Genomic DNA, 23,747 nt, shown 5'->3' with positions numbered 1-23,747 from the left:
TGTCTCACCCTCACCTTACCTATATTTTTGAAGCTTAATCAAATCACCCTGTTGAATTTGTGTATGAATTTTTATCATATTTCAGCCGCAACATCCTGATATCTAGCCTGACTAGAATATCCTATAGTCGTTGAGCATGCTTGATAAAAATCCTTTTAAACAATTGGGATCCTTCGTTTAGGATCAAATTCAGTAAAAATTGAAATTTGTTCAATTGGAAAACTAAGTGGGGTTGGAAAGTGAAAAAATTGCGCATTATGCATTTTAATAATGACTGGATTTAACGTAATATATCCATTGGTTACCTCTGAAACAGTCCCGGTAAAAATAGGCCGAAATGTTTGACCAAGTATATTTAATTGTTTACTTTTAGTCACAAGTAAAATTTCTCTCCCAAGCATATCTTTAAACAATTGGTTTTCAGGTAAAATTGCTTCATCCATTTTATAGTCCTCCTTCTCAAAACAAAACCTTCATCAATGTATTGTATTAATTTTCAATAAAAGTGTTAGTCATCTGCACATTTTTTAAAAAATAGGGAGAAGGTCTTTTTTGGTGTTATTAAAGGAGGGTAATTTAGCAGCAACAAAAAAAGTGAGAATTTCTTCTCACTTTAAACAAGCGCCTTATTTATCTTCATCGTCGTATTTGCAATCTTCTTCTACTGTAATATGACTAATTTTATCTTTTAAAATCGTGATAATCTGATCGTTATGGTTTTTAATTTCGATAAAATCAATTCCTACATTATATATTTTCCCTTTTTCCTGATGTGTATGGGTGCCTATCGTTGTATGAATAACCAACTCACAATCACTCATTGTTAATAATTTATAATTTAAATGATCCTTCAACCCTGCAAGATTTAAACGGTGATTATTATGATCATGATCATCGCTGCAATCATGACAAGGCGCTTCATAAGGAATGCAATGCCCTTCAACCTTAAATTCTCCATTCACATTTCTGCGCTTAAATTTATATTTTTTCGAATGCAAAATAATCCCCCCTTATCAAAAAAACAATTTATATACTATATGCAGTTTGTCTTTTTTTGAAACAAGAGGAGGGATGTTGCCTTCAATTCTTTCTATATCCCTTTTTTGATTCTCTTTCATGATATTGAAATTTAACACTAGTTCACCCGTTTCATCTTAGCTGGTTATTTCTATCATTTTTTGAGTGTAATTTTATGATTTTGTTTATTTTAATCAATGGTTTTTAAGAAAAATCAGATGTTTCATCATCCAAGATTATAGGTATAATGGAGGTGGTGATTATGATGAGGAAAAATAAATTTTTAAAAATAAAAGAAGATCTTGCTGAAAAAATTAGAAACCGTCATTTTCAAGAGGGTGATTTGTTACCTTCAGAAAATGAATTAGTAGATATGTATTCAGCTTCAAGGGAAACGATCCGTAAAGCATTGAACATGCTGTCTGAGGATGGATATATTCATAAAGTGCAAGGGAAAGGTTCAATTGTACTAGATGTATCAAAATTTGATTTTCCAATTTCAGGGTTGGTGAGCTTTAAAGAGTTAGCCCAAAAAATGGGTGGCAGGACAAAAACCCCATGTAGTAGAATTTGTGAAAAAAACAGTTTCTCCGGATCTGGGGAAAAAGTTAAAGTTGGACGAAGCAGAAAGGATATGGCAAGTGTTTCGTGTTCGAGAGATTGATGGAGAAAAGATCATCCTTGATAAAGATACACTTATTGAAAAATATGCCCCTTCATTAACAAAAGAGATTTGCCAAGACTCGATTTATGAATATATCGAGGAAGTCGTAGGACTAACAATTTCGTTTGCTAAAAAGGAAATTACTATAGAAGAACCTACTGAAGAGGATCGACGCTATCTAGACCTAGACGGGTTTCACAGTATCGTGGTGGTCAAAAACTATGTCTACTTAGATGATGCAAGCTTGTTCCAATATACAGAATCTCGCCATCGTCCAGACAAATTTCGATTCGTTGACTTTGCGCGCCGAAAATAAGGAGAAAAAGGAATAATTCTAACCGCATTTTAAGGCTATAAACGACTCGTTTATAGCCTTAAATCATATGTGTTGTCTAATCATTAGTATAAAACATACTAAAAAAATGTGTAATTTAATAAAAAGTTAGCAGTTTTCAGTGTATATTCTGAAAATTATAAATAGTAAACTGTATACAGTGAAAGAAATTCCAGTCATTCTAATAGAACAAGGAGTTGTAGAACATGTCAATTATGCGAATCGGTAGAGCTGAATTAAGAGTACTAGATCTTGAGGAAGCAGTTAAATATTATACAAATATTATTGGATTAGATGTAGTGGGTAGAAGTGAAGGCAGGGTATATTTAAAGGCTTGGGATGAGTTTGATCACCATAGCCTTGTGTTACAAGAGGCAGACTCACCAGGACTTGACCATTTTGGTTTAAAAGTACAAAACGATGATGATCTTGCCTATTACGAGAAAAAGGTCGAACAGTTCGGTTGTACGGTTGAACGAATAACAAAGGGAACCCGAATTGCTGAAGGAGAAGCACTTCGTGTTACACTCCCAACAGGACATAAAATGGAACTTTACCATGAAATTGAATTTCTAGGTAAAGAAACAGGTACATTCAATCCTCACCCTTGGCCTGAAGAACAAAGAGGGATCGCTCCGCATCGTTTAGATCATGTTCTTTTAACGGGGAATGATTTGAAAACGGTTACGCGCTTCTTCCTCGAAGCACTTGGCATGTTCCAAAGTGAAAGAATCGAGACGATGGATGGGGAAGATATAGTTGGAAGCTTTATGCATGCCCAGAATGGAAAGGCTCATGATCTTGCCTTCATTAAAGGGCCAGATGCGAAATTACACCATGCAGCCTTTAAGGTTGAGAGTTGGTACGATGTGTTAAAAGCGGCTGACCGTTTGGCTAGATTTGATGTGCCGATTGAAGTAACACCAACTCGTCATGCGATTACAAGAGCAGAAACAACTTACTTCTTTGATCCATCTGGAAACCGTAACGAAGCGTACTCTGGAGGCTATATCACATATCCAGACTTCCCTACGATTACTTGGACTGAAGATAAAATCGCACAAGGTATCTTCTACCATAGAAAAGAAATGGTGGAATCCTTTGGAAGAGCACTTACTTAATAGTTTAATAGTTTGAAAAGTAGCTGTATATCAATTTATAAAACGATTACTCATATCAGTTTTAATCATAACTTTACGAGGAGTATGACCCTGTATATGAAATCTTGTGAAGCCCTATATATCCATTAATTAGAGGAGGAATGTTGAATGACAACTGTAAGCGAATTAACACAAAAAAAGGTAGATATGGAGCACTGGTTAGCGGTAGCGGAAAAAATCGGTAAAGTTGCGGAGGCAGAGGCACTGGAAGCGGATAAAAATGGTCGTTTCTCACCAAAGGTTGCGGAGGCAATTGTAGAAGGTGGGATTAATAAATTAATGCGTCCGGAACAATATGGCGGTACATTTATTGGTGTCGAACCATTTACTAAAATTGTGAGAAAGGTTGCAAGTCGTAGTGTGGCTGCAGCATGGTTAACAAACTTTTTTGCGATACATGATATATGGCCAGGTTATCTCCCTCCAAAAGGGAGAGAAGAAGTTCTTGGTAAACATGAATTGATTGCGGATGTTTTTGCGCCAATTGGACGTATGGAAAAGGACGGAGACGGGTACCGTTTATACGGTGAATGGAACTTTGCAAGCGGTGTTCTATGGAGTGAATGGATTGGTCTAGGAGCAATGGCTGATCTAGGAGAAGGAACTGAGTATGTTATGCCTGTATTAAGGGTTTCAGATCCTAATCTTAAATTGGTTGAAAACTGGGATACATTAGGGATGAGAGCGACGGGAAGTAATGGAGTTCATGTAGATGGTGCATATATCCCTGAACATCTAATCCTGCGTGGTAAAGATATTTTTGGCCAGGGAAAACCGGCGGGTGGACAGTATGATCCACAAGACCCTATTTACCGTATGCCATTTATGCAGATGTTCTTAGCGGCATTCCCTGCTACATCATTAGGCATTATGGATCGTCTAATTGAGATTTTCCAAGAACGTACCGAAAAACGCGTTCGCGTATTTAATGGAGGGAAGAACGAGAAAAACGGTTCTGGTAGTCAGCGTGTGCTAGCTGAGATGAAGATTCAGCGTCAACAGGTAGAGGGGTTAATGAGTCGTTATCTTGAAGTTCTTCAACAATTCCAAGAAGAAGGAAAAACAGTCGCAAGTGAGGAAGAACGCATGGAACTGTTTGCGATTCGATCACAAGCTTCGAAAATGGCAGCAGAAATGGCATTGAAAACCATTCTAACACTAGGTGGAACATCGATTTTCAAAGGAGATCCAGTTGAGTTATTTGTAAGGGATGTCATCGCATTTGCTTCCCATCCAACGCAGCTTTGGGAAGATGCAATGGGTTCATACGGAAGCGTGCAATTTGGCGGACCTGCACATCCAACTTGGTAAAACTTTAATTCATGATTGCGATTTTGACCCCAGACATATGGGCCAAACAATTAACAAATAGAAATAACTGAGGAAGGAAAGAGGGTTTTGGTCTAAAAATATAGAATGTTTAAATAGAACATACCTTTCTGCTATATTTTTTACCAAAATTCCTTTCCATTTTTCAGTAAATAGGGAGGGAATACGATGTTTACAATAAAGATTACCGATCAATCTGATGTTCAATGGAACAGCAATGATATTGAAAGTGTACTTGATGGAGCGCGAAGGAACGGGGTGAATATCCCATACGCCTGTAAAGGAGGCGGCTGCGGGATGTGTAAAGTTAAGGTAGAAAAAGGTGAGTTTGAACGTGGCCGTTGTTCAGTCGCTGTCCTGCCTAACGAAGAAAGAGAGCAGGGGTTTATCCTTGCTTGTAAAACATATCCAAAAGGCAATTTAGAAATTCTATTAGATACGTCTAAGGAATTAATTGGGTAAAAAAATTCTAGCCCTAAGACCCTACAGCTCAGAGTACATTTAGTTCAACAACGGGGTGGGAAAATGAAGGCTGATGAATTGAAACTAGAACTATTTTATAAAAAATTAAGTCCGTCTAATCAAAAGGAACCCCAAGAGAGAATGGTATCAATCCCAGCAGCTTCAGTCGGATTGCTCCGGCATGAGCTTCTTGAAACCATTGGTTTGGAACGAACAAAAGGTTTCCTTCTAAGATATGGGTGGCATACAGGGGTCTATGACGCCGAAAAGGTGAAGGAGTTAACGTGGGATGATCGACATGAGATGTTGCTAGCGGGTCCTAAAATGCATACATCCCATGGATATATTGAAGAAGCCATAAGTGGCAGAGTGGAGGCGGACTTTCATAAAGGAACGCTTTATCATGATGCGATTTGGAAAAATTCCTACGAAGCCGAAGAGCATATTAAGCGATATGGCTTTAGTGATGAGCCGGTTTGCCATACATTAATTGGTTATGCAAGTGGATATTTGTCCAATATTCTAGGGAAAAAAGTAATTGCCATTGAAAAAAAGTGTAAAGCAATGGGCCATGATCATTGTCAAGTCATTTGCCAAACGGTAGATGAATGGGCCGGAGCCATTGACCACGAATTAAAATTTTATGAAGAAAATTCGATTATTAATGAATTAAATGAAACGTTTAAAAAGCTAAAAGTTGAACGGGACAATTTAAGTAAAGCATACGACGTTCAGCAAAAACTCGTGGACGTATTGTTAAAAGAGAATGATCTGCACGGGATTGCAAAAGCACTTAATCAGCATACCGGTTTACCCGTTCTCATTGAAAGTGAAAACCTTGAACTGATTACAATAGCGGGATTATCAGAAAAAGAAGGGGATTATTATTTAAGTAAGGTTAGAGAACGATTGAATAAGGGAAAGAAAGCTCCTTTCACACCTCTAAACCGTACGGAAATTTACCATGATTTTGACGATTACCAAAGACTGATTACGCCGATTTACCTTCGAAAAAACGTAGTGGCGTACTGTTCTTTTATATATAAAGATAATGTGAAGTTACAGGAAGTAGACAAGTTAATAATCGAACAAGGAGCCTTAGCGATTTCCCTCTATTTGTTTAATGAGCGGACCCGAGTACAGACAGAACTACGGATGCAAGGCAACCTTTTAGATGACATTCTTTCTAATCGAATGACCCTTGAGGAATTTTTAAAAAGGTCGTATTATGTTGGTTTTCAATTAAAAGATCCTTATTTCATGATTGCGATCTCTCCGAATCATCAGGAGTTAAGCTTCAAAGATGAACTGGAGTTTAATGATGGTTTAATTAAGGAAATTTCTCAATTTCTCAAAGATCGAAAAATCAATGCATTATTAGGGCAAAAATCAGGGAAAATGCTGATCTTTTTATCTGAGGACTTTACGTTAAAAGGCGAAGGCAATAAGAAAAAGTTCTGTCAGACCATGTACGATTATTTTTCAAATAAATATCCTTCTCTTGATTTTAAGTTTGGCATTAGTTCCAATGCATCGAAAATAGAAGAAGCTTCTCGTCTTTATGATGAAAGCAGATCTGCCCTAAAAATTGCCAACCATTTTCAAAAAGTTGTTTTCTTTGAATACTTAGGCATTGAGGGAATTATTTTCCAAATGGAAAATGAGCGTCTGCTAACATTTATCAAAGAAAAGCTAAAAAAATTAATTGAAGAAGATCAGAAAAAAGACATGGAATTGACGAAGACCCTTTATCACTATTTAAACAATGGCTGTAACATAAGTAAAACAACACGGGCGATGAACTTTTCAATTAGTGGTCTCAGATACCGCTTGCAAAAAATTAACGAATTGCTAGAAACCGATATTAATATCCCAGATGTGGGCTATCAAATTTATTTATCTCTTAAGCTATTAATTTATTGGGGAGAGCTGGATATAGATGTAGGAACAATCATGGATCTCCATGATGAACCCGATGAACGGAGGTGAAAAATAGATGAAAAGCCTCTATTCATATCAAATCCACTTACCAGAAAAAATGATAGAGGGTAAAAAGTATCCAGTCATTTTTGCCTTTCATGGAATTGGCTATGACGAGGGATACATGCTCGATCTAGTATCAGAATTAAAAGAGGATTATATAATCATTGGAGTACAAGGTGATCTTACATATGAAAACGGGTATGCGTACTATTATTTAAAAGGATATGGCAACCCTGAGCGCGATTTATTTGATAGCAGCGTTGAGAAACTAAAAAGTTTCATTGACTATGCTTCAAATCAATATCCAATTGCCTCTGATAAAAAATATCTCATTGGGTTTAGTCAAGGAGCAATCCTTAGTATGACACTTGCGTTGGTTTTAGGTGATTCAATTAAGGGTATTGTACCAATGCATGGATATATTCCAGATTTTGTAAAACAAGAATATCCATTAAAATCGGTGGATCATTTACATGTATTTCTATGCCAGGGTGCATCAGACCCAATTTTTGGTTTAAACGTGGGTCGAGAAAACTATGATTATTTAAGTGAAAATGCAGGGTCAGTAAAATACACCATTTACCCTGCAGCACATGAAATTACTGAAAATAATAAAAATGATGTGGTCACATGGCTGCGTCAGGAGTTACATCAAATGGAGTTTTAATCCAGCTTAACTTCATTCAGTAGTCTCTCACTTTTGTGGTGATGTATATTTCAGCTTTTAACAATTTACCTTAGTGGGGCTAACACTTGCATGAATGAAGTTAAAGCCTCTGGCATGAAGTTTATTGAACTAGCTCGATTAAAAACTGGGCACCAATACGCCAAGGCACATTGGATTACTATATATAAGACAACTACTAGGAGGAGATATATCATGACATTAGAAAATGGAAAGTATATTGATGTTAAAGGGATTCGTACACATTATCATGAAGCAGGTCAAGGGGAAGCCCTACTATTAATCCACGGTTCAGGCCCAGGGGTATCCGCATGGGCAAACTGGCGATTAGCTCTGCCAACTCTTTCAGAACACTTTCATGTTTATGCGCCAGATGTAGTTGGATTTGGATACACGGACAGACCAGCAGGAATTAAATATTCGATTGATGCTTGGGTTAATCATATGATTGATTTCATTGAAACGATCGGTGAGAAGAAAGTTTCCATTGTTGGTAACTCTTTCGGAGGAGCCATTGCCCTTAACTTAGTTCATCGCCGTCCAGATCTTGTTAATAAAGTTATTTTGATGGGCAGCGTTGGAAATAAATCAACGATTTCAAAAGGCCTAGATGCCGTTTGGGGCTATGAGCCAAGCTTTGAAAATATGAAAGAACTAATTAAAATCTTTGCGTATGATCAAACGAGTGCGGCAAATGATGATTTAGTCGAAATGCGTTACCAATCAAGTATCCAGGAAGGATTTCATGAAGCATTCTCAAGCATGTTTCCAGCACCTAGACAGCGCCATTTAGATGCGATGGCTTTAACGGATGAAGAATTAGCAAGCATCAAGCATCCGGTTCTATTAATTCATGGACGTGAGGACCAAGTGATTCCTTTAGAAGAAACAAGCTGGAAAATCGCGCAATTAATCCCAGATGCAGAGTTACATGTATTCCCACACTGTGGACACTGGGTGCAAATTGAAAAAACACAGGAATTTCTTGCTCAAGTAATTGGGTTTTTAAATCAAGCTAAAACAGCTGAAACCGTATAATCATAAATGACTAAATAATCAGAGTTATCGTTTTTGTGAAAATAAATTCATTTAGAAAAAAGTTGTCCCTATGTACTAGAAAAATGACACTCCCGAATCAAGGTGAGTGTCATTTTTATTTGGGAAATTTGCTAGGTCATTCATTGACACATTTTCGAATATCACTCCAAAGGGAGAGAATTATAGCTTTTATAAGGTTATTATTTGAAATAAGATTTTACTTCGAATATAATTATTTTGAGTTAAGAGTAAAAACTACATAAAAGGGTGGGCAAAAATGACAAAAGTTGGTATTATTTCAGGTAGTTTACGTAAAGAATCTGTTTCTACGAAAATTGGAAAGAGCGTTGCAAAATTATTCCCTGCTGGATATGAAGCAGAAATAATCGAAATTGGCAATCTTCCACTATATAACGAGGATATTGACCAAGACAATCCTCCAGCAGAATACACAGCGTTCCGAAACAAATTAAAAGAAATGGATGCTATTTTATTCGTTACACCAGAATATAATCGTTCCATTACAGCAGCACTCAAAAATGCATTGGATGTTGGTTCACGCCCTTATGGTCAAAGTTCATGGGACGGAAAGCCAGCAGCAATTATTAGTCAATCACCAGGTAACCTAGGTGGATTTGGTGCTAATCACCATTTACGTCAACCGCTTGTATTTTTAAATATGCCTGTTCTTCAACAACCTGAAGTGTACTTGGCAGATTCGTTTAATTTATTAGATGACAATGGCAATTTCAAAAATGACGATACGGCTAAATTCATGCAATCTTTCGTTGATGCGTTTGTTGAATTGATTAAAAAGTATCAATAGGACTGATTCATTAATGTAAACGAGGGAATGGCTCGCAGTGAAAAGTGCGAAACCGTTCCCTGTTTTATTTAATAATCGATTTTTTCCCTACCGGATAATATTCAATACTTTCACAAGCATGAATATGATCCTCCTTAAAACAATTCCGGCCGTCAAAAATAATCGGCTGTTTCATCAGCTCTGTAACAGTGCTTAAATCAAGTTGCTTAAATTCATTCCATTCGGTGACAAGGAAAAGGGCGTCCGCATCTTTTATGGCTTCATTGATGGAAGTTGCATATTCTATAGAATCTTTCAATACTTTCTTGGCATTATCGGTGGCAATTGGATCATAGGCTATCACTCGAGAACCGGATTCCACTAATACATTTGCAATTTTAATCGATGGTGCTTCTCTCATATCATCTGTCTCTGGTTTAAAGGATAGACCGAGTAAGGCAAACTTTTTTCCTTTTAAGTTGGTAAATCGTTGAGTTGCTTTTTTGACTAAAAGAAGGGGTTGGGTGTTATTAACTGCGATGGTTTCATGTAATTGAGAGAATGCTTGACCATGTAAATTGGCAGAATGGAGAAGAGCTTTTGTATCTTTTGGGAAACAAGAACCACCATAGCCGATTCCAGCTTGTAGAAAAGCTTCACCGATCCGCTTATCAAGTCCCATTCCTCTAGCAACATCCTCTACATTAGCCCCTATAACTTCACAGAGATTCGCAATTTCATTAATAAAACTAATTTTTGTCGCTAAAAAGGCATTTGAGGCATATTTAATCATTTCGGCACTTTCAATACTCGTATGGATGATCGGAGCGTTAAGGGGTTTATACATTTCTTCTATTTTAACAGCGGCTTTTTGAACAGTTGAGCCAATAATAATTCGATCTGGATGTAAAGTATCCTTTATTGCAGAGCCTTGGCGGAGAAATTCAGGATTTGATACCATTGAGAAGGAAGTGTTATGTGGAAGATGTTCTGCAATCAATTTTTTGATAAAATCATTGGTTCCAACTGGAACTGTGCTTTTAATCATAACAATGCTTTCATTTTTTAAATGAGGGGTCAGGTCCTTTGCTGCTTGAATAAGGTACGATAAGTCAGCGCTTCCATCGTTTTGTTGCGGGGTCCCAACCGCTAAAATAATGACTTCTGAATCTGTTAAACCTATTTTATGAGAACTAGTAAAAACAAGTTGTCCATTTTTTATGTTTTTGGTTAGTAAGGGCTCTAAACCTGGTTCATAAATAGGAGAAATACCATTCTGTAATCGCTCAATCTTTTGCTCATCAACATCAATGCAAACTACGTTATGGCCAATTTCAGATAAAACAACACCTGTTGATAATCCAACATAACCAGTTCCAATTACGGCTATTTTCATTTTTTATCAGACTCTCTTTTCATGCTATTTTCATAGACTCCCTGCAAGTAACTCATTACTTCTTCTTTCATATCCTCACGCTCTAACGCAAAGTCTAAAGTTGCTTTGATAAACCCCATTTTATCGCCAATATCGTAGCGCTTTCCTTCAAATTTATAGGCGAGAACCGCTTGTATCTTATTTAATTCATTAATCGCATCTGTTAATTGAAGCTCTTCATTTTGACCAACAGGAAGCCTGCTAAGAATGTCAAATATTTCAGGCCTCAATACATAACGCCCCATAATCGCATATCTCGAAGGAGCATAGTCCTTTTTTGGCTTCTCAATTAAAGAATCGATGTAGAAAAGATTTGGATCGATATTGGCGCTTTTTGGTTTTACGATTCCGTATTTATGCACGTCAGATTCTGGTACAGTCTGAACAGCAATACATGAACTGTTACAGTACTCAAAAACATCGATAAGTTGCTTTAAACAAGGGGTATCACTCATGACAATATCGTCTCCTAGTAAAATAGCAAAAGGCTCATCTCCTATGAAACTCTTCGCACATAGAATCGCATCTCCAAGCCCCTTGGCCTCTTTTTGGCGGACATAATAGATACTGGCTAAATCTGATATTTTTTGAACCTCTTTTAATATGTCTAACTTATTTTTCTGTAATAACGCGTCTTCCAATTCATAGGATTTATCAAAATGATCTTCAATCGAGCGTTTTCCACGACCAATAATAATGACAATTTCTTCGATCCCGGAGGCCACAGCTTCCTCGACAATGTATTGAATGGTCGGCTTATCTACTATTGGCAGCATCTCTTTCGGTTGTGCTTTAGTTGCTGGTAAAAATCGGGTTCCTAGTCCTGCGGCAGGGATAATGGCTTTACGAATTTTCATAAGCTGTCTCCTTCTAGATTGTTAAGTTGAACACCATACTATACGCCTACGACAACATCTGCGTGACCAGTACGCTGTAGCCGAAAGCTTTCCATCAGTGGAGGGATGAAAGCAAACCCCAATGATGGAAGTTCACTTTATATTATATTGTTGTATATGATGTTGGATAGGGTTCGGTCACGTTATTCGTCTATAAAGATATAAAATCAAATCATCATGCAGATTAGAGTTCGTGGATAAAGATAGAAGTTTATGGATAACATGTAGATAGAGTACTTATTAATGGAAAAAATTAATATTTTTTTACACTAAAAGCGTTATGATGACATCGTTCGACAGATTTATGTATTTTTTTTGTTTTTTTTGTTGAATTAATGTAAATGTTTTGTTATGATTAATTCATTGATTCATTGCGGGTGTAGTTTAGTGGTAAAACCACAGCCTTCCAAGCTGTTGTCGAGGGTTCGATTCCCTTCACCCGCTCTAGTAAAAACCACTCTATCAACGCAGTATTTCGTTTCAGAGAGAACGAAGTATTGCGTTTTTTAATTTACTGATACAAATACTTAATGTTGATAACAGCAAAAATCGAGTAAACAGACAAAAATTGCGTTTATCATCACTACGATAAACGCAACACAACTTTAAAAATAACAATTTATCTATACGACCTTACACATACTATTTCCACCATTAATACCTGTAAACATATCAGCAACAGCAGTAACTAATTTCTCCGCTTGAGATAATGGCATAGAAGGCTGTAAATAAACAATTTGAACCGCATGTTTCGTATTTTTAGTAACGGCGGTTCGTTCTGAATCAACAAACGGGGTCCCAAATGGACCAGCATCATCGGCTGATAACAGAAGGCGATGCAATGAATTATCGCGACCATTCAGACCAAGGTAAGCTTCGTCATCTTCGCCTAATCGAACCGTGATTACATCCCCTTGGATCTTTTCTTGATCATAGATGCCAAACGGGATTCCATACTGTAAAGAGAAGAAATTATTTAAATCTGTAGCACTATGGATGGACGGCAAATAGTCTTGTTTTTGAACTCTACGGTATAACGCTTCTGCAGAATGGCGATACCGATTAGGGTCTTTACCTGTTTGTTTAAATACTTGTCTCCACTCCTGAATACTAGGAAAGTCAGTTGCTTTTTTATCTTCCATTTCAAAAAAGAGCGATTCCTGGAAAAGTTGAAGCCGTCCTTTTAACATTTGTGGGGATTCTCCAACTGTAATATTATGATACTTAATAAGTCCGATTTTAAAATCTGGTATGTACTCATAGATTTCAGATGCTATTTTCATTTCCAATTTTTCCATCTCCCACTGACCAATAAAATCTTTAACGTCTGCGTGACCAGCAAGCTGTGGCCTAAAGCTAACCATCAGTGGGGGATGAAAAACCCCTCCCAATGATGGAAGTTTCACTTTATATTACTATCACATGTATGACTATTTTTATCAAATGAAAGGGGGTACCTACTGTGAATGTTACCCAACTAAAGCAGGAAATTATTCAATACAGTCAAACGATCGGTATCGATAAGATTGGATTCACAACGGCCTCCCCGTTTGATGAATTAAAAAATCGACTCATACGACAAAAAGAGTTGCAATATCAATCTGGCTTTGAGGAACCTGATATTGATAAAAGAACGAATCCCCGTCTGTTAATGGAGGGGGCCTCTTCGATTATTTCAATTGCAGTCGCATATCCATCAAAAATGAAAGAACGGGTCACAAGTAAAAAGGGGGAACGGAGAGGCATCTTTTCGCGTGCTTCTTGGGGGCAAGATTATCACCTTGTCCTACGTGAACGATTGAAAAAGCTCGAGACTTTTATTCAGGAAAAAGTTCCGGAGGCCAAATGCAAATCAATGGTCGATACGGGGGAGTTAGCAGATCGAGCTGTAGCGGAACGAGCAGGAATAGGGTGGAGCGGAAAAAACTGTTCGATTATTACACCTGAGTTTGGCTCGTATGTCTATTTAGGTGAAATGATAACCAATCTTCCGTTTGAACCAGATACCCCAATGGAGGACCAGTGTGGTACATGTACAAAATGTTTGGATGCTTGTCCGACGGGCGCCTTAATTCAAGGGGGACAAATTAATGCCAAACGCTGCATTTCTTTTTTAACACAAACAAAGGAAATCATACCAGAAGAATTCCGTGACAAAATCGGCAATCGCCTCTATGGCTGTGATTCTTGTCAAACCGCTTGTCCGGTTAATAAAGGGAAGGATTTTCACCTTCATCCTGAGGTCGAGCCGGAGCCTGAGATTGCAAAGCCTTTATTACAACCGATTCTTACATTATCGAATCGACAATTCAAAGAAAAGTTTGGTCATGTATCTGGAGCTTGGCGAGGGAAAAATCCGATTCAAAGAAATGCCATTATGGCTCTAGCTCACTTTAAAGATGAATCAACGTTAGAGGATTTGACAGAGTTATTAAGAAATGATCCCCGCCCGATGATACGTGGAACGGCTGCATGGGCGATTGGAAAAATGAATGGGAAAAATTCAGCTGCCATCTTACGGCAGGCCTATAATAACGAGCTTGATGAGGACGTAAAAACGGAAATACAAAAAGCCCTAAATAATTTTTCATGAAAATCTTCTCACTCCTTTCATATATTTCTATAAGGAAGGAGTGACAACATGCGTAAGCAGCTTCAAGATTATTTAAAAAAACGGGTACAAGAATGTATTTCCCTTTCAAGACATTCAGAGGATCAGGATGAAAAAATATACAAGAAAAAAGCTTCGTTAAACGAAAGACAGGCAGAAATGGTAAAGGTGAAGGCGAAGGGATATATCGATAAAGTTGAAAAAAAGCAGGAGGATGTTGAGCATGTTTATTACCATGTTCATCTCCAATACTTAATCAAACAAAAAAGGCTCATATTATTAGAAGAGGAAATAGAAGCGAGACAAGCAGAGTTTTACAAAGGGGTATTAGTTGATGACCGTGAGATTAATCCTTTTATAATAGAGGAAACATCACGAGAATTAGAAATTCCCCAAGAGGAATTCACTGACAATAACATTCGAGCGGAATTTCAATATGATCGCCAGAAAGCGGTCCAATATGCAGAGAGATGGTGGAACTCCTACAACCCAGCCTATAAAAAGTTTGAAGTTGATTGTACCAACTATATTTCTCAATGTCTTCACCAAGGCGGGGCATCAATGAGAGGGCATCCGAACCGTAGTCATGGTTGGTGGATGCAAAAAAATAATTGGAGTTATAGTTGGTCAGTGGCCCATGCTTTCCGTTTGTTTTTGGGAACGTCTAAGAAAGGGTTGAGAGCAAAAGCGGTTTCCAGTCCTGAGGAGCTGTTACTAGGGGATGTCATCTGTTATGACTTTGAGGGTGATGGCCGCTTTAATCATACAACGATTGTCACCGGAAAAGATGCTAATGGAATGCCGCTTGTTAATGCTCATACAGCCAACAGTCGTATGCGTTATTGGGCTTATGAGGATTCTACTGCCTACACACCAAATATCCAGTATAAATTTTTTACCATTGTGGATGATGCCTAGGTTTTTGTTTCATGGTCGCAGTGGTATAATAATAAAGTTAGATTTTCCATTTAGAGGTGAAAGAATTGGCAATCCATGTAGTCTTATATCAACCAGAAATCCCTGCAAATACAGGTAATATCGCACGTACTTGTGCAGCAACTGATACATCCTTACATTTAATTCGTCCACTCGGATTCTCTACTGATGATAAAGCGTTAAAACGGGCTGGAGTCGATTATTGGGAATACGTTGACATTCATTATTACGATTCTCTTGATGAATTTTATGAAAAAAATCAAGGTGGAGAATTTTATTATTTAACGAAATATGGGGAGAAACCTCATTCTGATTTTGATTATAGTGATTCAGAAAAAAATATTTATTTCGTTTTTGGAAGAGAGACGAACGGTCTACCAAAAGAAGTGATTGAAAATAATCGAGATCGAGCGTTAAGAGTCCCAATGACCGAAAATGTCAGGGCCTTAAATCTTTCTAACACAGCGGCAATCCTTGTATACGAAGCATTAAGGCAACAAAACTATGCGCACTTAGCTAAACAGGGCCCTAGATTAGATGAAAAGGTAAGATAACCAAAAAAGGAGTTTGGTATCCATTGAGATACTAAACTCCTTTTTATACTTTATCAGCCTAAACTGGCAGTAGGGCCCCACCTCAAGATTCTGAGTACAATCAAAGAGAATAGGTGCCGCGAAAGTTGAACCAGACTAAATAACGTCTACGACAATGATTAGATTTTTCCATCGATATTCGTTATCATTAAATTAATAAATTATGTATGAAGGGAAGGATTCGATGAATTCCATTATTGAAACTCTTCTAGATCATCGTTCGGTTAGACAATTTGAAGATAAGCCACTGTCAAAAGAACAAATTGAAGTCATTGTTCAAAGTGCTCAAGCAGCATCAACGTCTAGTTATATACAAGCCTACTCCATTATTGGTGTAACCGATGGAGAGAAGAAGCAGAAGCTAGCGGAACTTGCTGGAAATCAAGGTTATGTTGCAAAAAATGGACATTTCTTTGTTTTCTGTGCAGATTTATATCGCCATGAATTGATTGGTGAAATGGAACAAACGGATGTAGATGAGTCTTTGGAAAGTACGGAAAAATTTATGGTGATGGTCATTGATGCCGCACTTGCAGCCCAAAATGCAGCGGTTGCAGCGGAGTCGCTAGGTCTAGGAATTTGTTATATTGGTGGACTACGCAACAATCTTCCGGAAGTCTGTAAACTATTAAAAACACCAAAACGTGTGATTCCACTTTTTGGACTGGCTGTTGGTTACCCAGAAAAGGTAAATGACAAAAAGCCACGACTTCCGTTTTCACATATTTATCATGAAAATGAATATGAGCAGGATGTTTCGGTTATCAAAGGGCAATTAAAAGAATATAACGAAACCATTTCTCATTACTATAATGAAAGAACAGGTGGTAAGCGTCAGGAAACCTGGACAGGTCAAATGGCCAATATGCTTAGTCAGCCACGAAGAATGTATATGCATGAATTTATTAAACAACATGGATTAAACGGAAAATAAAAAGCCGCAAATTGCGGCTTTTTATTTTGTTGGCTTGTCATTATATCCAGCTGTAAAGATGCAAGTAAGAAAAGCGACCATTACTCCTAGAATCAAAATTATCCCCATTTATTCAAGCCTCCCAAATAGACAGATAAATTTAAATATTTATTTTATTATACCTTAATCTCATGTCACTGGGAAGCTTTTCCCTTGAAAAGAGATTAGCTAAATAATTGAAAGAACATGGTATATTTTGTTTTTTAATTCATATTAATCATTATTATAGCTTTTCCTGTTCCATTTCCTAAAGGAGTTGACAATCCTTTTTGACATGTTCATTCAAGATAAAGCATACATTATAATAATAAGTTTCACCTAAGTCCAACCATGTCATCGTGTTAGTAGTTGCTCCTTACTACTTTAACTTCATTGAGCAAATTCTTCTTGTACCGAGAGTTTAAACAGGTACAGAAGCCCTTCTACAAATGAGGGAGAAAATCCCAGCTGAATGAAGTTAAGCTTCCGGCGAATGTCTTGGATTATTAAGGGAAATTTATCGAGCGAGTTCGACGAGGACAGGACGTCCTAGTTAGGATAGACATCAGAATATGGTGTTTTGAAGCGTGATAAAAATCCAGACGGAAATTCGACGGGCGAATTTGTTATCTATCGTTTAGGGCTGTTATGAATATCGGAATTACTAGCTTACTGTTTTTATTGTATCTTTTACATCTTCAGGAGTGAGCCTTATGGCTAGTAAAATGGGATAAAGCTACAGGGGAGGTTCATATGGATATATTAAAAAAAGTTCAATTATATCGCCAAGAAGAGGAAATGCTTAAATGGGAAGGGACATTTGGAGAGTATATAGAGATTATTAAAGAGAGACCGTGGGTAGCTCAGTCAGCACATTCCCGGGTATATAATATGATTAAAGATGCTGGGGTAGAGGAAATTAATGGACAAAAAAGATATAAATTTTTCTCTAACCAACTATTTGGTCTAGAAGAAGCATTAGAAAGATTAGTAGAGGAATATTTTCACCCTTCTGCGAAAAGATTAGATGTACGTAAACGGATTCTCCTATTAATGGGTCCTGTTAGTGGTGGTAAATCGACATTGGTCACCATGTTAAAAAGAGGTTTGGAAGCCTACTCATTTACGGATCGAGGGGCTGTTTATGGCATTAAGGGCTGCCCAATGCATGAAGATCCCCTCCATTTAATTCCGCATCACTTACGAAAAGACTTTTATGATGAATATGGAATTCGAATTGAAGGGAATCTTTCCCCACTAAATATGATGCGACTTGAACAGGAGTATGACGGCAGAATAGAAGATGTAATGGTTGAAAGAGTCTTTTTCTCAGAGGATCGCCGAGTAGGGATTGGGACATTTAGTCCGTCTGACCCTAAATCACAGGACATTGCTGATTTAACAGGTAGTATTGACTTCTCAACCATTGCAGAATATGGTTCAGAGTCAGATCCGCGTGCCTATCGCTTTGATGGGGAATTAAATAAAGCGAACCGTGGAATGATGGAATTCCAAGAAATGTTAAAATGTGATGAAAAGTTCTTATGGCACTTGCTTTCATTAACTCAAGAAGGAAACTTTAAAGCGGGTCGATTTGCACTTATTAGTGCGGATGAACTAATCGTGGCTCACACGAATGAAACTGAATATCGTTCATTTATTTCTAATAAGAAAAATGAAGCTTTACACTCGCGGATTATTGTTATGCCAATTCCATATAATTTAAAAGTAACACAAGAAGAAAAAATCTATGAAAAAATGATTCATGAAAGTGATGTCTCGGATGTTCATATTGCACCGCATACTTTACGAGTAGCGGCAATGTTTACGATTTTAACTAGAATGAAAGAGCCGAAAAAAGGTGACATTGACTTAGTAAAGAAAATGCGTCTTTATGATGGTGAAAGTGTTGAAGGTTATAATCAAGCAGATGTAGATGAATTGAAAAAGGAACACACAGATGAAGGGATGAGTGGAATTGACCCGCGTTATGTAATCAATCGTATTTCCTCGACGATCATCCGCAAAGAAATGACAAGCATTAATGCCTTGGATGTTCTCCGCAGCTTAAAAGAAGGGCTTGATCAGCATCCATCGATTACGGCAGAATTACGTGAACGTTATCTGAACTTTATTTCGTTAGCACGTAAAGAATATGATGATATTGCGAAGAAAGAAGTACAAAAAGCATTTGTCTATTCTTATGAAGAATCAGCTAAAACGTTAATGGATAACTATTTAGACAACGTTGAAGCCTATTGCAATAAAAATAAGCTTCGCGACCCACTTACAGGGGAAGAAATTAATCCAGATGAAAAGTTAATGCGTTCCATTGAAGAACAAATTGGAATTTCTGAAAATGCGAAAAAGGCATTCCGTGAAGAAATTTTAATTCGAATTTCTGCTTATGCTCGTAAAGGGAAGCGATTTGATTATAATTCTCATGATCGCCTCCGTGAAGCGATCCAGAAGAAGCTATTTGCCGACTTAAAAGACGTGGTTAAAATTACAACCTCTACGAAAACTCCTGATGAACAGCAATTAAAGAAAGTGAATGAAGTCGTAGCTAGATTAATTGATGAGCATGGGTATAATTCGACTTCGGCCAATGAATTACTGCGTTATGTAGGAAGCTTATTAAACCGATAAATCTTTTCGAAAAAGGACTATTCTTGCTGATAGTCCTTTTGTTTTTTTATAAGGGACGGTAAAAGGAACATGATCCGAGCTTTTATATTGCTTGTCTATTTTTAGTGGGCATTTGGCTCAATATTGAAATTATTTGTAAACTATTTTGTCTTCTTGCATATGATAGAGTAATCCATTATTTTTCACTTTTTTTGCACTCAAGATATTCTATGTTCCTAATCTTGAAGTGTGCAAATAAAAATGATTTCATTCAACCGAAGGGTATCAGTTTCTAAAAGTGGAGTCTGAATACAAAAAATTCTCGGATTCAATAATGATTAAACCACTGTTGAATGAAAAGCCTCCGGCGGATGCCTCGGATTTTTAAAGGAAACTTAAAGCGAGCTCGATAAAAATTCGGGCGCAAATTCACTGGAGCTAATTTGATTTATTTTAAGGAGGGGTAGAAGTGACTGATAATAATAAACATCAATTTGTAATTTCGAAAGAAGATTGGTCCCTCCATCGCAAAGGCCACGATGACCAACAGAGACACCAAGAAAAGGTTCAAGAAGCGATTCGTAATAATCTCCCCGATTTAATTACAGAGGAAAATATTGTGATGTCAAACGGTCGAGAAGTGGTAAAGATTCCGATTCGTTCTCTTGATGAGTACAAAATTCGCTATAATTATGATAAGAACAAACATGTGGGCCAAGGCGACGGAGAGAGTAAAGTAGGGGATGTTGTTGCTCGTGATGGATCCCCAGGTCAAAAAGGGCCAGGTAAAGGGCAGGGTGCAGGTGACCAGGCTGGCGAAGATTATTTTGAAGCAGAAGTATCATTGATGGACTTGGAAGAAGCCTTATTCAAACAGTTGGAGCTTCCAAATTTAAAACGTAAAGAATTACAAGAAGATGTTATTGAAGATATTGAGTTCAATGACATTCGTAAAACAGGTTTAATGGGGAATATTGATAAGAAAAGAACAATGATGTCAGCATTTAAACGAAATGCCATGAGTGGAAAGCCAAAATTTCATCCGATTTATCAGGAAGATTTGAAATTTAAGACTTGGAATGAAATTATCAAGCCCGATTCCAAAGCGGTAGTTCTTGCAATGATGGATACAAGTGGTTCAATGGGAGTCTGGGAGAAGTATATGGCGAGAAGCTTTTTCTTTTGGATGACAAGATTTTTACGTTCGAAATATGAAACGGTTGAAATTGAATTCATTGCTCATCATACCGAGGCAAAGGTCGTTACGGAGGAAGAATTCTTTACAAAAGGAGAAAGTGGTGGAACGATTTGTTCTTCGGCTTATCGTAAAGCCCTCGAGTTAATTGAGGAAAAATATCAGCCAAATCGCTATAATATCTATCCATTCCACTTTTCTGATGGAGATAACTTGACTTCAGATAATGCTCGCTGTGTTAAATTAGTGGAAGAATTGATTAAAGTATCCAGCATGTTTGGATACGGCGAAGTCAACCAATATAACCGCCACTCGACTTTAATGTCCGCTTATAAAAACATTAAAAATGAGCACTTCAAACATTATATCCTCAAACAAAAAGCTGATGTTTTCCACGCGATGAAAAGTTTCTTTCACAAAGAAGAAACAAAACAAAATGCTTAACCCATTCACCAATCATTCCCTGCTTTTACAAGTGGGGGAGAGGGAGGTGGCGTTTTGCAGAGTGATATACTCTGGACGCAAATTCGACTGGCGAATTTAATACAAAAATGATAGGTGATCCCATACACCTATCATTTTTTTGAGGAAATTAAAATGTTTGTAAATATCCTGATTATAACTACTTTATCTTCTAATGAAATCAGTTGAATGGAGAGTTGAGGTTTTGTAAATGGGAAAGAAATTAATGTTCTATGTAATTGGGATTGCAATTGCTTGTTTAGGAGTCACATTCATTATTAAGTCAAATGCGGGGGCTGGACCACAGGATGTTGTGCTATTAGTTTTCGCTGAAAAAACAGGACTTACCTTTGGGACTTGGGTGATCCTTTCACAAGCTGTATTTTTAATTGTTGGTGCCATAATACTAAAGAAAAGGCCTCAATTTGAATCCATCATCACCATGATCATTTGGGGAGTGATTGTGGATTTTTGGGGAGAAATTATTTTTCGTGATTTGTCCATATGGCTTCATACTCCTTTTTTGCGTTGGATTTGCTTTCTCATGGGTGTTTTGTTCATTGGAATTGGGGTTGGAATTTATTTAACCGCTAATTTACCTGCGATGCCGTATGATGGTCTTATGGTAGGGTTATGTGAAAAGTTTAAGATTAATTTAATGATGTCTCGAACGATATTAGAAGGGATTTTTATTTTAATGGGAATTCTCATCGGCGGAAAAATAGGAGCAGGGACAATTGTACTCGTCCTTACCATCGGAACGATTATTCAATACTTTAATGGACTAGCCTTTAAGGTATATCATTTTTCATTTCGATAATCCGATATTTGCTCAAGGAAAAGAGGCTGTCGATCGAATTAAATCGAAAGCCTCTTTTTTAGGCTTAACGGACAGTATGAATGCCACCTAGATTTTGTAAATAAGGCGGGGTATCAACTGACCGTAAAGCTCCGAACGTTGAACCTAAATATGCCTTTGGCAACATCTACGTGACCAGCATGTTGCTGGCCTCAACTAACCATCAAGTTTCACACCTATTGTAACGGAGCATTTGTTGGTGCATAGCTATTGATCAGCGTCTCCATATCTTGCTGATCCAATCGGGCTACTTGGTAATAGCCACGTTTATTTTGGTATTGGAAGATTTCATAAGCCATTTCTACAAAGTTTGGTACCGAATCCGCCATTACCCTTCTTACTACAGGGTTGGTCACTTCAAGTGCCCCTTTGGTTAAGGCCTGTGCATCGGCTTTCATTAACCCCAGCATATAATTTGTAATACATTGATCACCGATTTCCGATGCATTCATTTTTGGTTTTTTCGGTTGACTAGCTGTTAATCCATACACAACGTCGTTACTTTGCGTCATGGCATATCTTGTTGTATGGTGAGATGGGTTCATCCCCGTTTTAAAACATTGCGCAAGAAGATTATATGAATCCAGCAAGAATTGATGCTGACGATTAATCATCGCCTGTAATTCCGGATCTTTCGCCATTTGTGCGAAAAGTAAATATTGATCTAATGTAGATACGGTACAACTTAATACTTCATGAACATCCATTAATTCATGGCCACCATGCTTTGTATCAGTTGGTTGCATACCGGTCATAGTCATATTTTGCCCTTGGTTCATATTATTTTGTGGTTGCATCATAGCCATATCCCTCCACTCAAGTTTTGTAGGCAGCTCATGGCCGTACATAGTTATTGTGTAATAAATTAAATTTAAAATGAGTGGGAGATAAATCCAATCTGATCTTAAATCTTATCCATTTTTCATAATTATGGTTTCTAATGTATTGGCGACATCCTGACAGCGATCTGCGACATTTTCAAAATTCTCATAAATCTCCTTATATTGAATAAGGACGATCGGGTCCTTTTCAATCGAGAAAAGATGTTTAATTGATTGACGTTGGATGCCATCACATTTTGCTTCATAATCTTTAATTTTGATGGCATGATCTCGAATTTGCACAAGTTTTCTTTTGGTTAATAAATCGATGGCCATTTCAATTTCAATGGTACATTTTTGAATGCTATCAATGAAACGTTTCATAAAATCATCAAACTTCGTAATAGAATACATTTCAAATAAAGCAGAGCAATGTTCCAACTCATCTAATATATCGTCCATCCCCATTGCTAATGCAAGAATATCTTCGCGATCAATGGGTGTCATTAATGTATGATTGAGCTCAACAATCACCTCGTGAATATAGGTATCCCCTTTTGTTTCATATTCCTTCATCGTTTCAGCTAATACTTTTAAGTCGCTAATATTTTTAATTTCAAAATCGGAGAAGAAACGAGTGGCTTCCTTTAAATTTAAAGAAATATCCATTAGTAAAGGCGAAAATTTATATCTCTTCTTAAAAAACATCTGTAAACCCCTCTCTAATCGATTACCTACTCCTTTTCTATTGTTAAGAATGTTAGTGTAGATAAAATATTATATTAAAGTAAAAAAATGAATAATTAAAGGGATCCCATTGAACTTTTATAAAACTTTAATATTTTTGAAATGATTAATTAAAAAGTCCTTCATCGTTGTGAT

The 23,747-nt window shown here is 37.2% G+C and carries 21 protein-coding genes, 1 tRNA gene and 1 pseudogene; 16 read left to right on the top strand and 7 right to left on the bottom strand.

Annotated elements, in window-relative coordinates; translation table 11 throughout:
- Positions 1-155: 155 nt before the first annotated feature.
- Positions 156-443 (bottom strand): hypothetical protein, encoded by a 288-nt coding sequence (locus tag R4Z10_RS17475; protein ID WP_338470568.1) that lies wholly within the window; start codon positions 441-443, stop codon positions 156-158.
- Between the two features lie 183 nt (positions 444-626).
- Positions 627-998 carry a hypothetical protein gene (locus R4Z10_RS17470; RefSeq protein WP_338470567.1) on the bottom strand — a complete coding sequence of 124 codons (372 nt, stop codon included), beginning with the start codon at positions 996-998 and terminating at the stop codon, positions 627-629.
- A gap of 284 nt (positions 999-1,282) precedes the next feature.
- On the opposite strand from R4Z10_RS17470, the pseudogene treR reads away from it, so the two are divergent.
- The 8 genes and pseudogenes from treR to R4Z10_RS17430 all read left to right on the top strand — a co-directional run bounded on the left by treR (position 1,283) and on the right by R4Z10_RS17430 (position 9,498).
- A pseudogene (gene treR, locus R4Z10_RS17465) lies at positions 1,283-1,997 on the top strand (trehalose operon repressor).
- Positions 1,998-2,221: 224 nt separating this feature from the next.
- Complete coding sequence (locus R4Z10_RS17460; protein ID WP_338470566.1) at positions 2,222-3,136, top strand: catechol 2,3-dioxygenase; 915 nt, start codon at positions 2,222-2,224, stop codon at positions 3,134-3,136.
- A gap of 147 nt (positions 3,137-3,283) precedes the next feature.
- Entirely contained in the window at positions 3,284-4,486 is a 1,203-nt protein-coding gene (locus R4Z10_RS17455) for an acyl-CoA dehydrogenase (RefSeq protein WP_338470565.1), read from the top strand.
- 186 nt (positions 4,487-4,672) lie between these two features.
- The gene (locus R4Z10_RS17450; RefSeq protein WP_338470564.1) at positions 4,673-4,966 is read left to right on the top strand and encodes a 2Fe-2S iron-sulfur cluster-binding protein; all 294 of its coding nucleotides are present in this window, start codon (positions 4,673-4,675) and stop codon (positions 4,964-4,966) included.
- Between the two features lie 63 nt (positions 4,967-5,029).
- A complete protein-coding gene (locus R4Z10_RS17445; protein ID WP_338470563.1) occupies positions 5,030-6,955 on the top strand; it encodes a XylR N-terminal domain-containing protein in 1,926 nt (641 codons plus the stop codon).
- A 7-nt stretch (positions 6,956-6,962) separates the two neighbouring features.
- Positions 6,963-7,616 carry an alpha/beta hydrolase-fold protein gene (locus tag R4Z10_RS17440; RefSeq protein WP_338470562.1) on the top strand — a complete coding sequence of 218 codons (654 nt, stop codon included), beginning with the start codon at positions 6,963-6,965 and terminating at the stop codon, positions 7,614-7,616.
- Positions 7,617-7,829: 213 nt separating this feature from the next.
- Entirely contained in the window at positions 7,830-8,672 is an 843-nt protein-coding gene (locus R4Z10_RS17435; RefSeq protein WP_338470561.1) for an alpha/beta hydrolase, read from the top strand.
- A 277-nt stretch (positions 8,673-8,949) separates the two neighbouring features.
- A complete protein-coding gene (locus R4Z10_RS17430; RefSeq protein WP_338470560.1) occupies positions 8,950-9,498 on the top strand; it encodes an NAD(P)H-dependent oxidoreductase in 549 nt (182 codons plus the stop codon).
- Between the two features lie 64 nt (positions 9,499-9,562).
- Here the strand turns inward: R4Z10_RS17430 and R4Z10_RS17425 are convergent, their stop codons facing one another.
- Both R4Z10_RS17425 and galU read right to left on the bottom strand, forming a co-directional pair.
- Positions 9,563-10,873, bottom strand: coding sequence for a UDP-glucose/GDP-mannose dehydrogenase family protein (locus R4Z10_RS17425; protein ID WP_338470559.1), 1,311 nt, complete (start codon positions 10,871-10,873; stop codon positions 9,563-9,565).
- Positions 10,870-11,769 (bottom strand): UTP--glucose-1-phosphate uridylyltransferase GalU, encoded by a 900-nt coding sequence (gene galU / locus R4Z10_RS17420; protein ID WP_338470558.1) that lies wholly within the window; start codon positions 11,767-11,769, stop codon positions 10,870-10,872. The genes R4Z10_RS17425 and galU overlap by 4 nt, the downstream gene beginning before the upstream one ends.
- A gap of 412 nt (positions 11,770-12,181) precedes the next feature.
- On the opposite strand from galU, the gene R4Z10_RS17415 reads away from it, so the two are divergent.
- Positions 12,182-12,252 (top strand) — tRNA-Gly (locus tag R4Z10_RS17415).
- A gap of 179 nt (positions 12,253-12,431) precedes the next feature.
- Here R4Z10_RS17415 and R4Z10_RS17410 read toward each other — a convergent pair.
- On the bottom strand, positions 12,432-13,097 hold the full coding sequence (locus tag R4Z10_RS17410) for a phenylalanine--tRNA ligase beta subunit-related protein (RefSeq protein ID WP_338473270.1): 666 nt from the start codon (positions 13,095-13,097) through the stop codon (positions 12,432-12,434).
- 173 nt (positions 13,098-13,270) lie between these two features.
- Between R4Z10_RS17410 and queG the strand changes: the two genes are divergently transcribed.
- The 7 genes from queG (at position 13,271) to R4Z10_RS17375 (ending at position 22,005) form a co-directional block, all read left to right on the top strand.
- A complete protein-coding gene (queG, locus tag R4Z10_RS17405; protein ID WP_338470557.1) occupies positions 13,271-14,401 on the top strand; it encodes a tRNA epoxyqueuosine(34) reductase QueG in 1,131 nt (376 codons plus the stop codon).
- A gap of 48 nt (positions 14,402-14,449) precedes the next feature.
- Positions 14,450-15,337: an amidase domain-containing protein gene (locus R4Z10_RS17400; RefSeq protein WP_338470556.1), complete on the top strand. Its 888-nt coding sequence runs from the start codon at positions 14,450-14,452 to the stop codon at positions 15,335-15,337.
- Positions 15,338-15,402: 65 nt separating this feature from the next.
- A complete protein-coding gene (trmL, locus tag R4Z10_RS17395) occupies positions 15,403-15,909 on the top strand; it encodes a tRNA (uridine(34)/cytosine(34)/5-carboxymethylaminomethyluridine(34)-2'-O)-methyltransferase TrmL (protein WP_338470555.1) in 507 nt (168 codons plus the stop codon).
- A gap of 223 nt (positions 15,910-16,132) precedes the next feature.
- Positions 16,133-16,882 carry an oxygen-insensitive NADPH nitroreductase gene (gene nfsA / locus R4Z10_RS17390; RefSeq protein ID WP_338470554.1) on the top strand — a complete coding sequence of 250 codons (750 nt, stop codon included), beginning with the start codon at positions 16,133-16,135 and terminating at the stop codon, positions 16,880-16,882.
- Between the two features lie 771 nt (positions 16,883-17,653).
- Complete coding sequence (locus tag R4Z10_RS17385; RefSeq protein WP_338470553.1) at positions 17,654-19,549, top strand: PrkA family serine protein kinase; 1,896 nt, start codon at positions 17,654-17,656, stop codon at positions 19,547-19,549.
- 448 nt (positions 19,550-19,997) lie between these two features.
- Positions 19,998-21,167, top strand: coding sequence for a sporulation protein YhbH (yhbH, locus tag R4Z10_RS17380; RefSeq protein ID WP_338470552.1), 1,170 nt, complete (start codon positions 19,998-20,000; stop codon positions 21,165-21,167).
- A gap of 229 nt (positions 21,168-21,396) precedes the next feature.
- The gene (locus R4Z10_RS17375; RefSeq protein WP_338470551.1) at positions 21,397-22,005 is read left to right on the top strand and encodes a YitT family protein; all 609 of its coding nucleotides are present in this window, start codon (positions 21,397-21,399) and stop codon (positions 22,003-22,005) included.
- 215 nt (positions 22,006-22,220) lie between these two features.
- Here the strand turns inward: R4Z10_RS17375 and R4Z10_RS17370 are convergent, their stop codons facing one another.
- Together R4Z10_RS17370 and R4Z10_RS17365 are read right to left on the bottom strand one after the other, a co-directional pair.
- A complete protein-coding gene (locus R4Z10_RS17370; protein ID WP_338470550.1) occupies positions 22,221-22,844 on the bottom strand; it encodes a spore coat protein in 624 nt (207 codons plus the stop codon).
- A 111-nt stretch (positions 22,845-22,955) separates the two neighbouring features.
- On the bottom strand, positions 22,956-23,573 hold the full coding sequence (locus tag R4Z10_RS17365; protein ID WP_338470549.1) for a DUF47 domain-containing protein: 618 nt from the start codon (positions 23,571-23,573) through the stop codon (positions 22,956-22,958).
- Between the last annotated feature and the right edge of the window lie 174 nt (positions 23,574-23,747).

This window comes from Niallia sp. XMNu-256, assembly GCF_036670015.1.
Taxonomy (GTDB): Bacteria; Bacillota; Bacilli; order Bacillales; family Cytobacillaceae; genus Bacillus_BD.
Note: the sequence above shows the minus strand (reverse complement) of the source record. Positions and strands in the feature narration are given on the sequence as shown.

Excerpts from the sequence above, each read along its gene's own strand:
- R4Z10_RS17475 (WP_338470568.1), bottom strand. The coding sequence starts at position 443 with ATGGATGAAGCAATTTTACCTGAAAACCAATTGTTTAAAGATATGCTT.
- R4Z10_RS17460 (WP_338470566.1), top strand. The coding sequence starts at position 2,222 with ATGTCAATTATGCGAATCGGTAGAGCTGAATTAAGAGTACTAGATCTT.
- R4Z10_RS17455 (WP_338470565.1), top strand. The coding sequence starts at position 3,284 with ATGACAACTGTAAGCGAATTAACACAAAAAAAGGTAGATATGGAGCAC.
- R4Z10_RS17450 (WP_338470564.1), top strand. The coding sequence starts at position 4,673 with ATGTTTACAATAAAGATTACCGATCAATCTGATGTTCAATGGAACAGC.
- R4Z10_RS17445 (WP_338470563.1), top strand. The coding sequence starts at position 5,030 with ATGAAGGCTGATGAATTGAAACTAGAACTATTTTATAAAAAATTAAGT.
- R4Z10_RS17440 (WP_338470562.1), top strand. The coding sequence starts at position 6,963 with ATGAAAAGCCTCTATTCATATCAAATCCACTTACCAGAAAAAATGATA.
- R4Z10_RS17435 (WP_338470561.1), top strand. The coding sequence starts at position 7,830 with ATGACATTAGAAAATGGAAAGTATATTGATGTTAAAGGGATTCGTACA.
- R4Z10_RS17430 (WP_338470560.1), top strand. The coding sequence starts at position 8,950 with ATGACAAAAGTTGGTATTATTTCAGGTAGTTTACGTAAAGAATCTGTT.
- R4Z10_RS17425 (WP_338470559.1), bottom strand. The coding sequence starts at position 10,873 with ATGAAAATAGCCGTAATTGGAACTGGTTATGTTGGATTATCAACAGGT.
- galU (WP_338470558.1), bottom strand. The coding sequence starts at position 11,769 with ATGAAAATTCGTAAAGCCATTATCCCTGCCGCAGGACTAGGAACCCGA.
- R4Z10_RS17400 (WP_338470556.1), top strand. The coding sequence starts at position 14,450 with ATGCGTAAGCAGCTTCAAGATTATTTAAAAAAACGGGTACAAGAATGT.
- nfsA (WP_338470554.1), top strand. The coding sequence starts at position 16,133 with ATGAATTCCATTATTGAAACTCTTCTAGATCATCGTTCGGTTAGACAA.
- R4Z10_RS17385 (WP_338470553.1), top strand. The coding sequence starts at position 17,654 with ATGGATATATTAAAAAAAGTTCAATTATATCGCCAAGAAGAGGAAATG.
- R4Z10_RS17375 (WP_338470551.1), top strand. The coding sequence starts at position 21,397 with ATGGGAAAGAAATTAATGTTCTATGTAATTGGGATTGCAATTGCTTGT.
- R4Z10_RS17370 (WP_338470550.1), bottom strand. The coding sequence starts at position 22,844 with ATGATGCAACCACAAAATAATATGAACCAAGGGCAAAATATGACTATG.
- R4Z10_RS17365 (WP_338470549.1), bottom strand. The coding sequence starts at position 23,573 with ATGTTTTTTAAGAAGAGATATAAATTTTCGCCTTTACTAATGGATATT.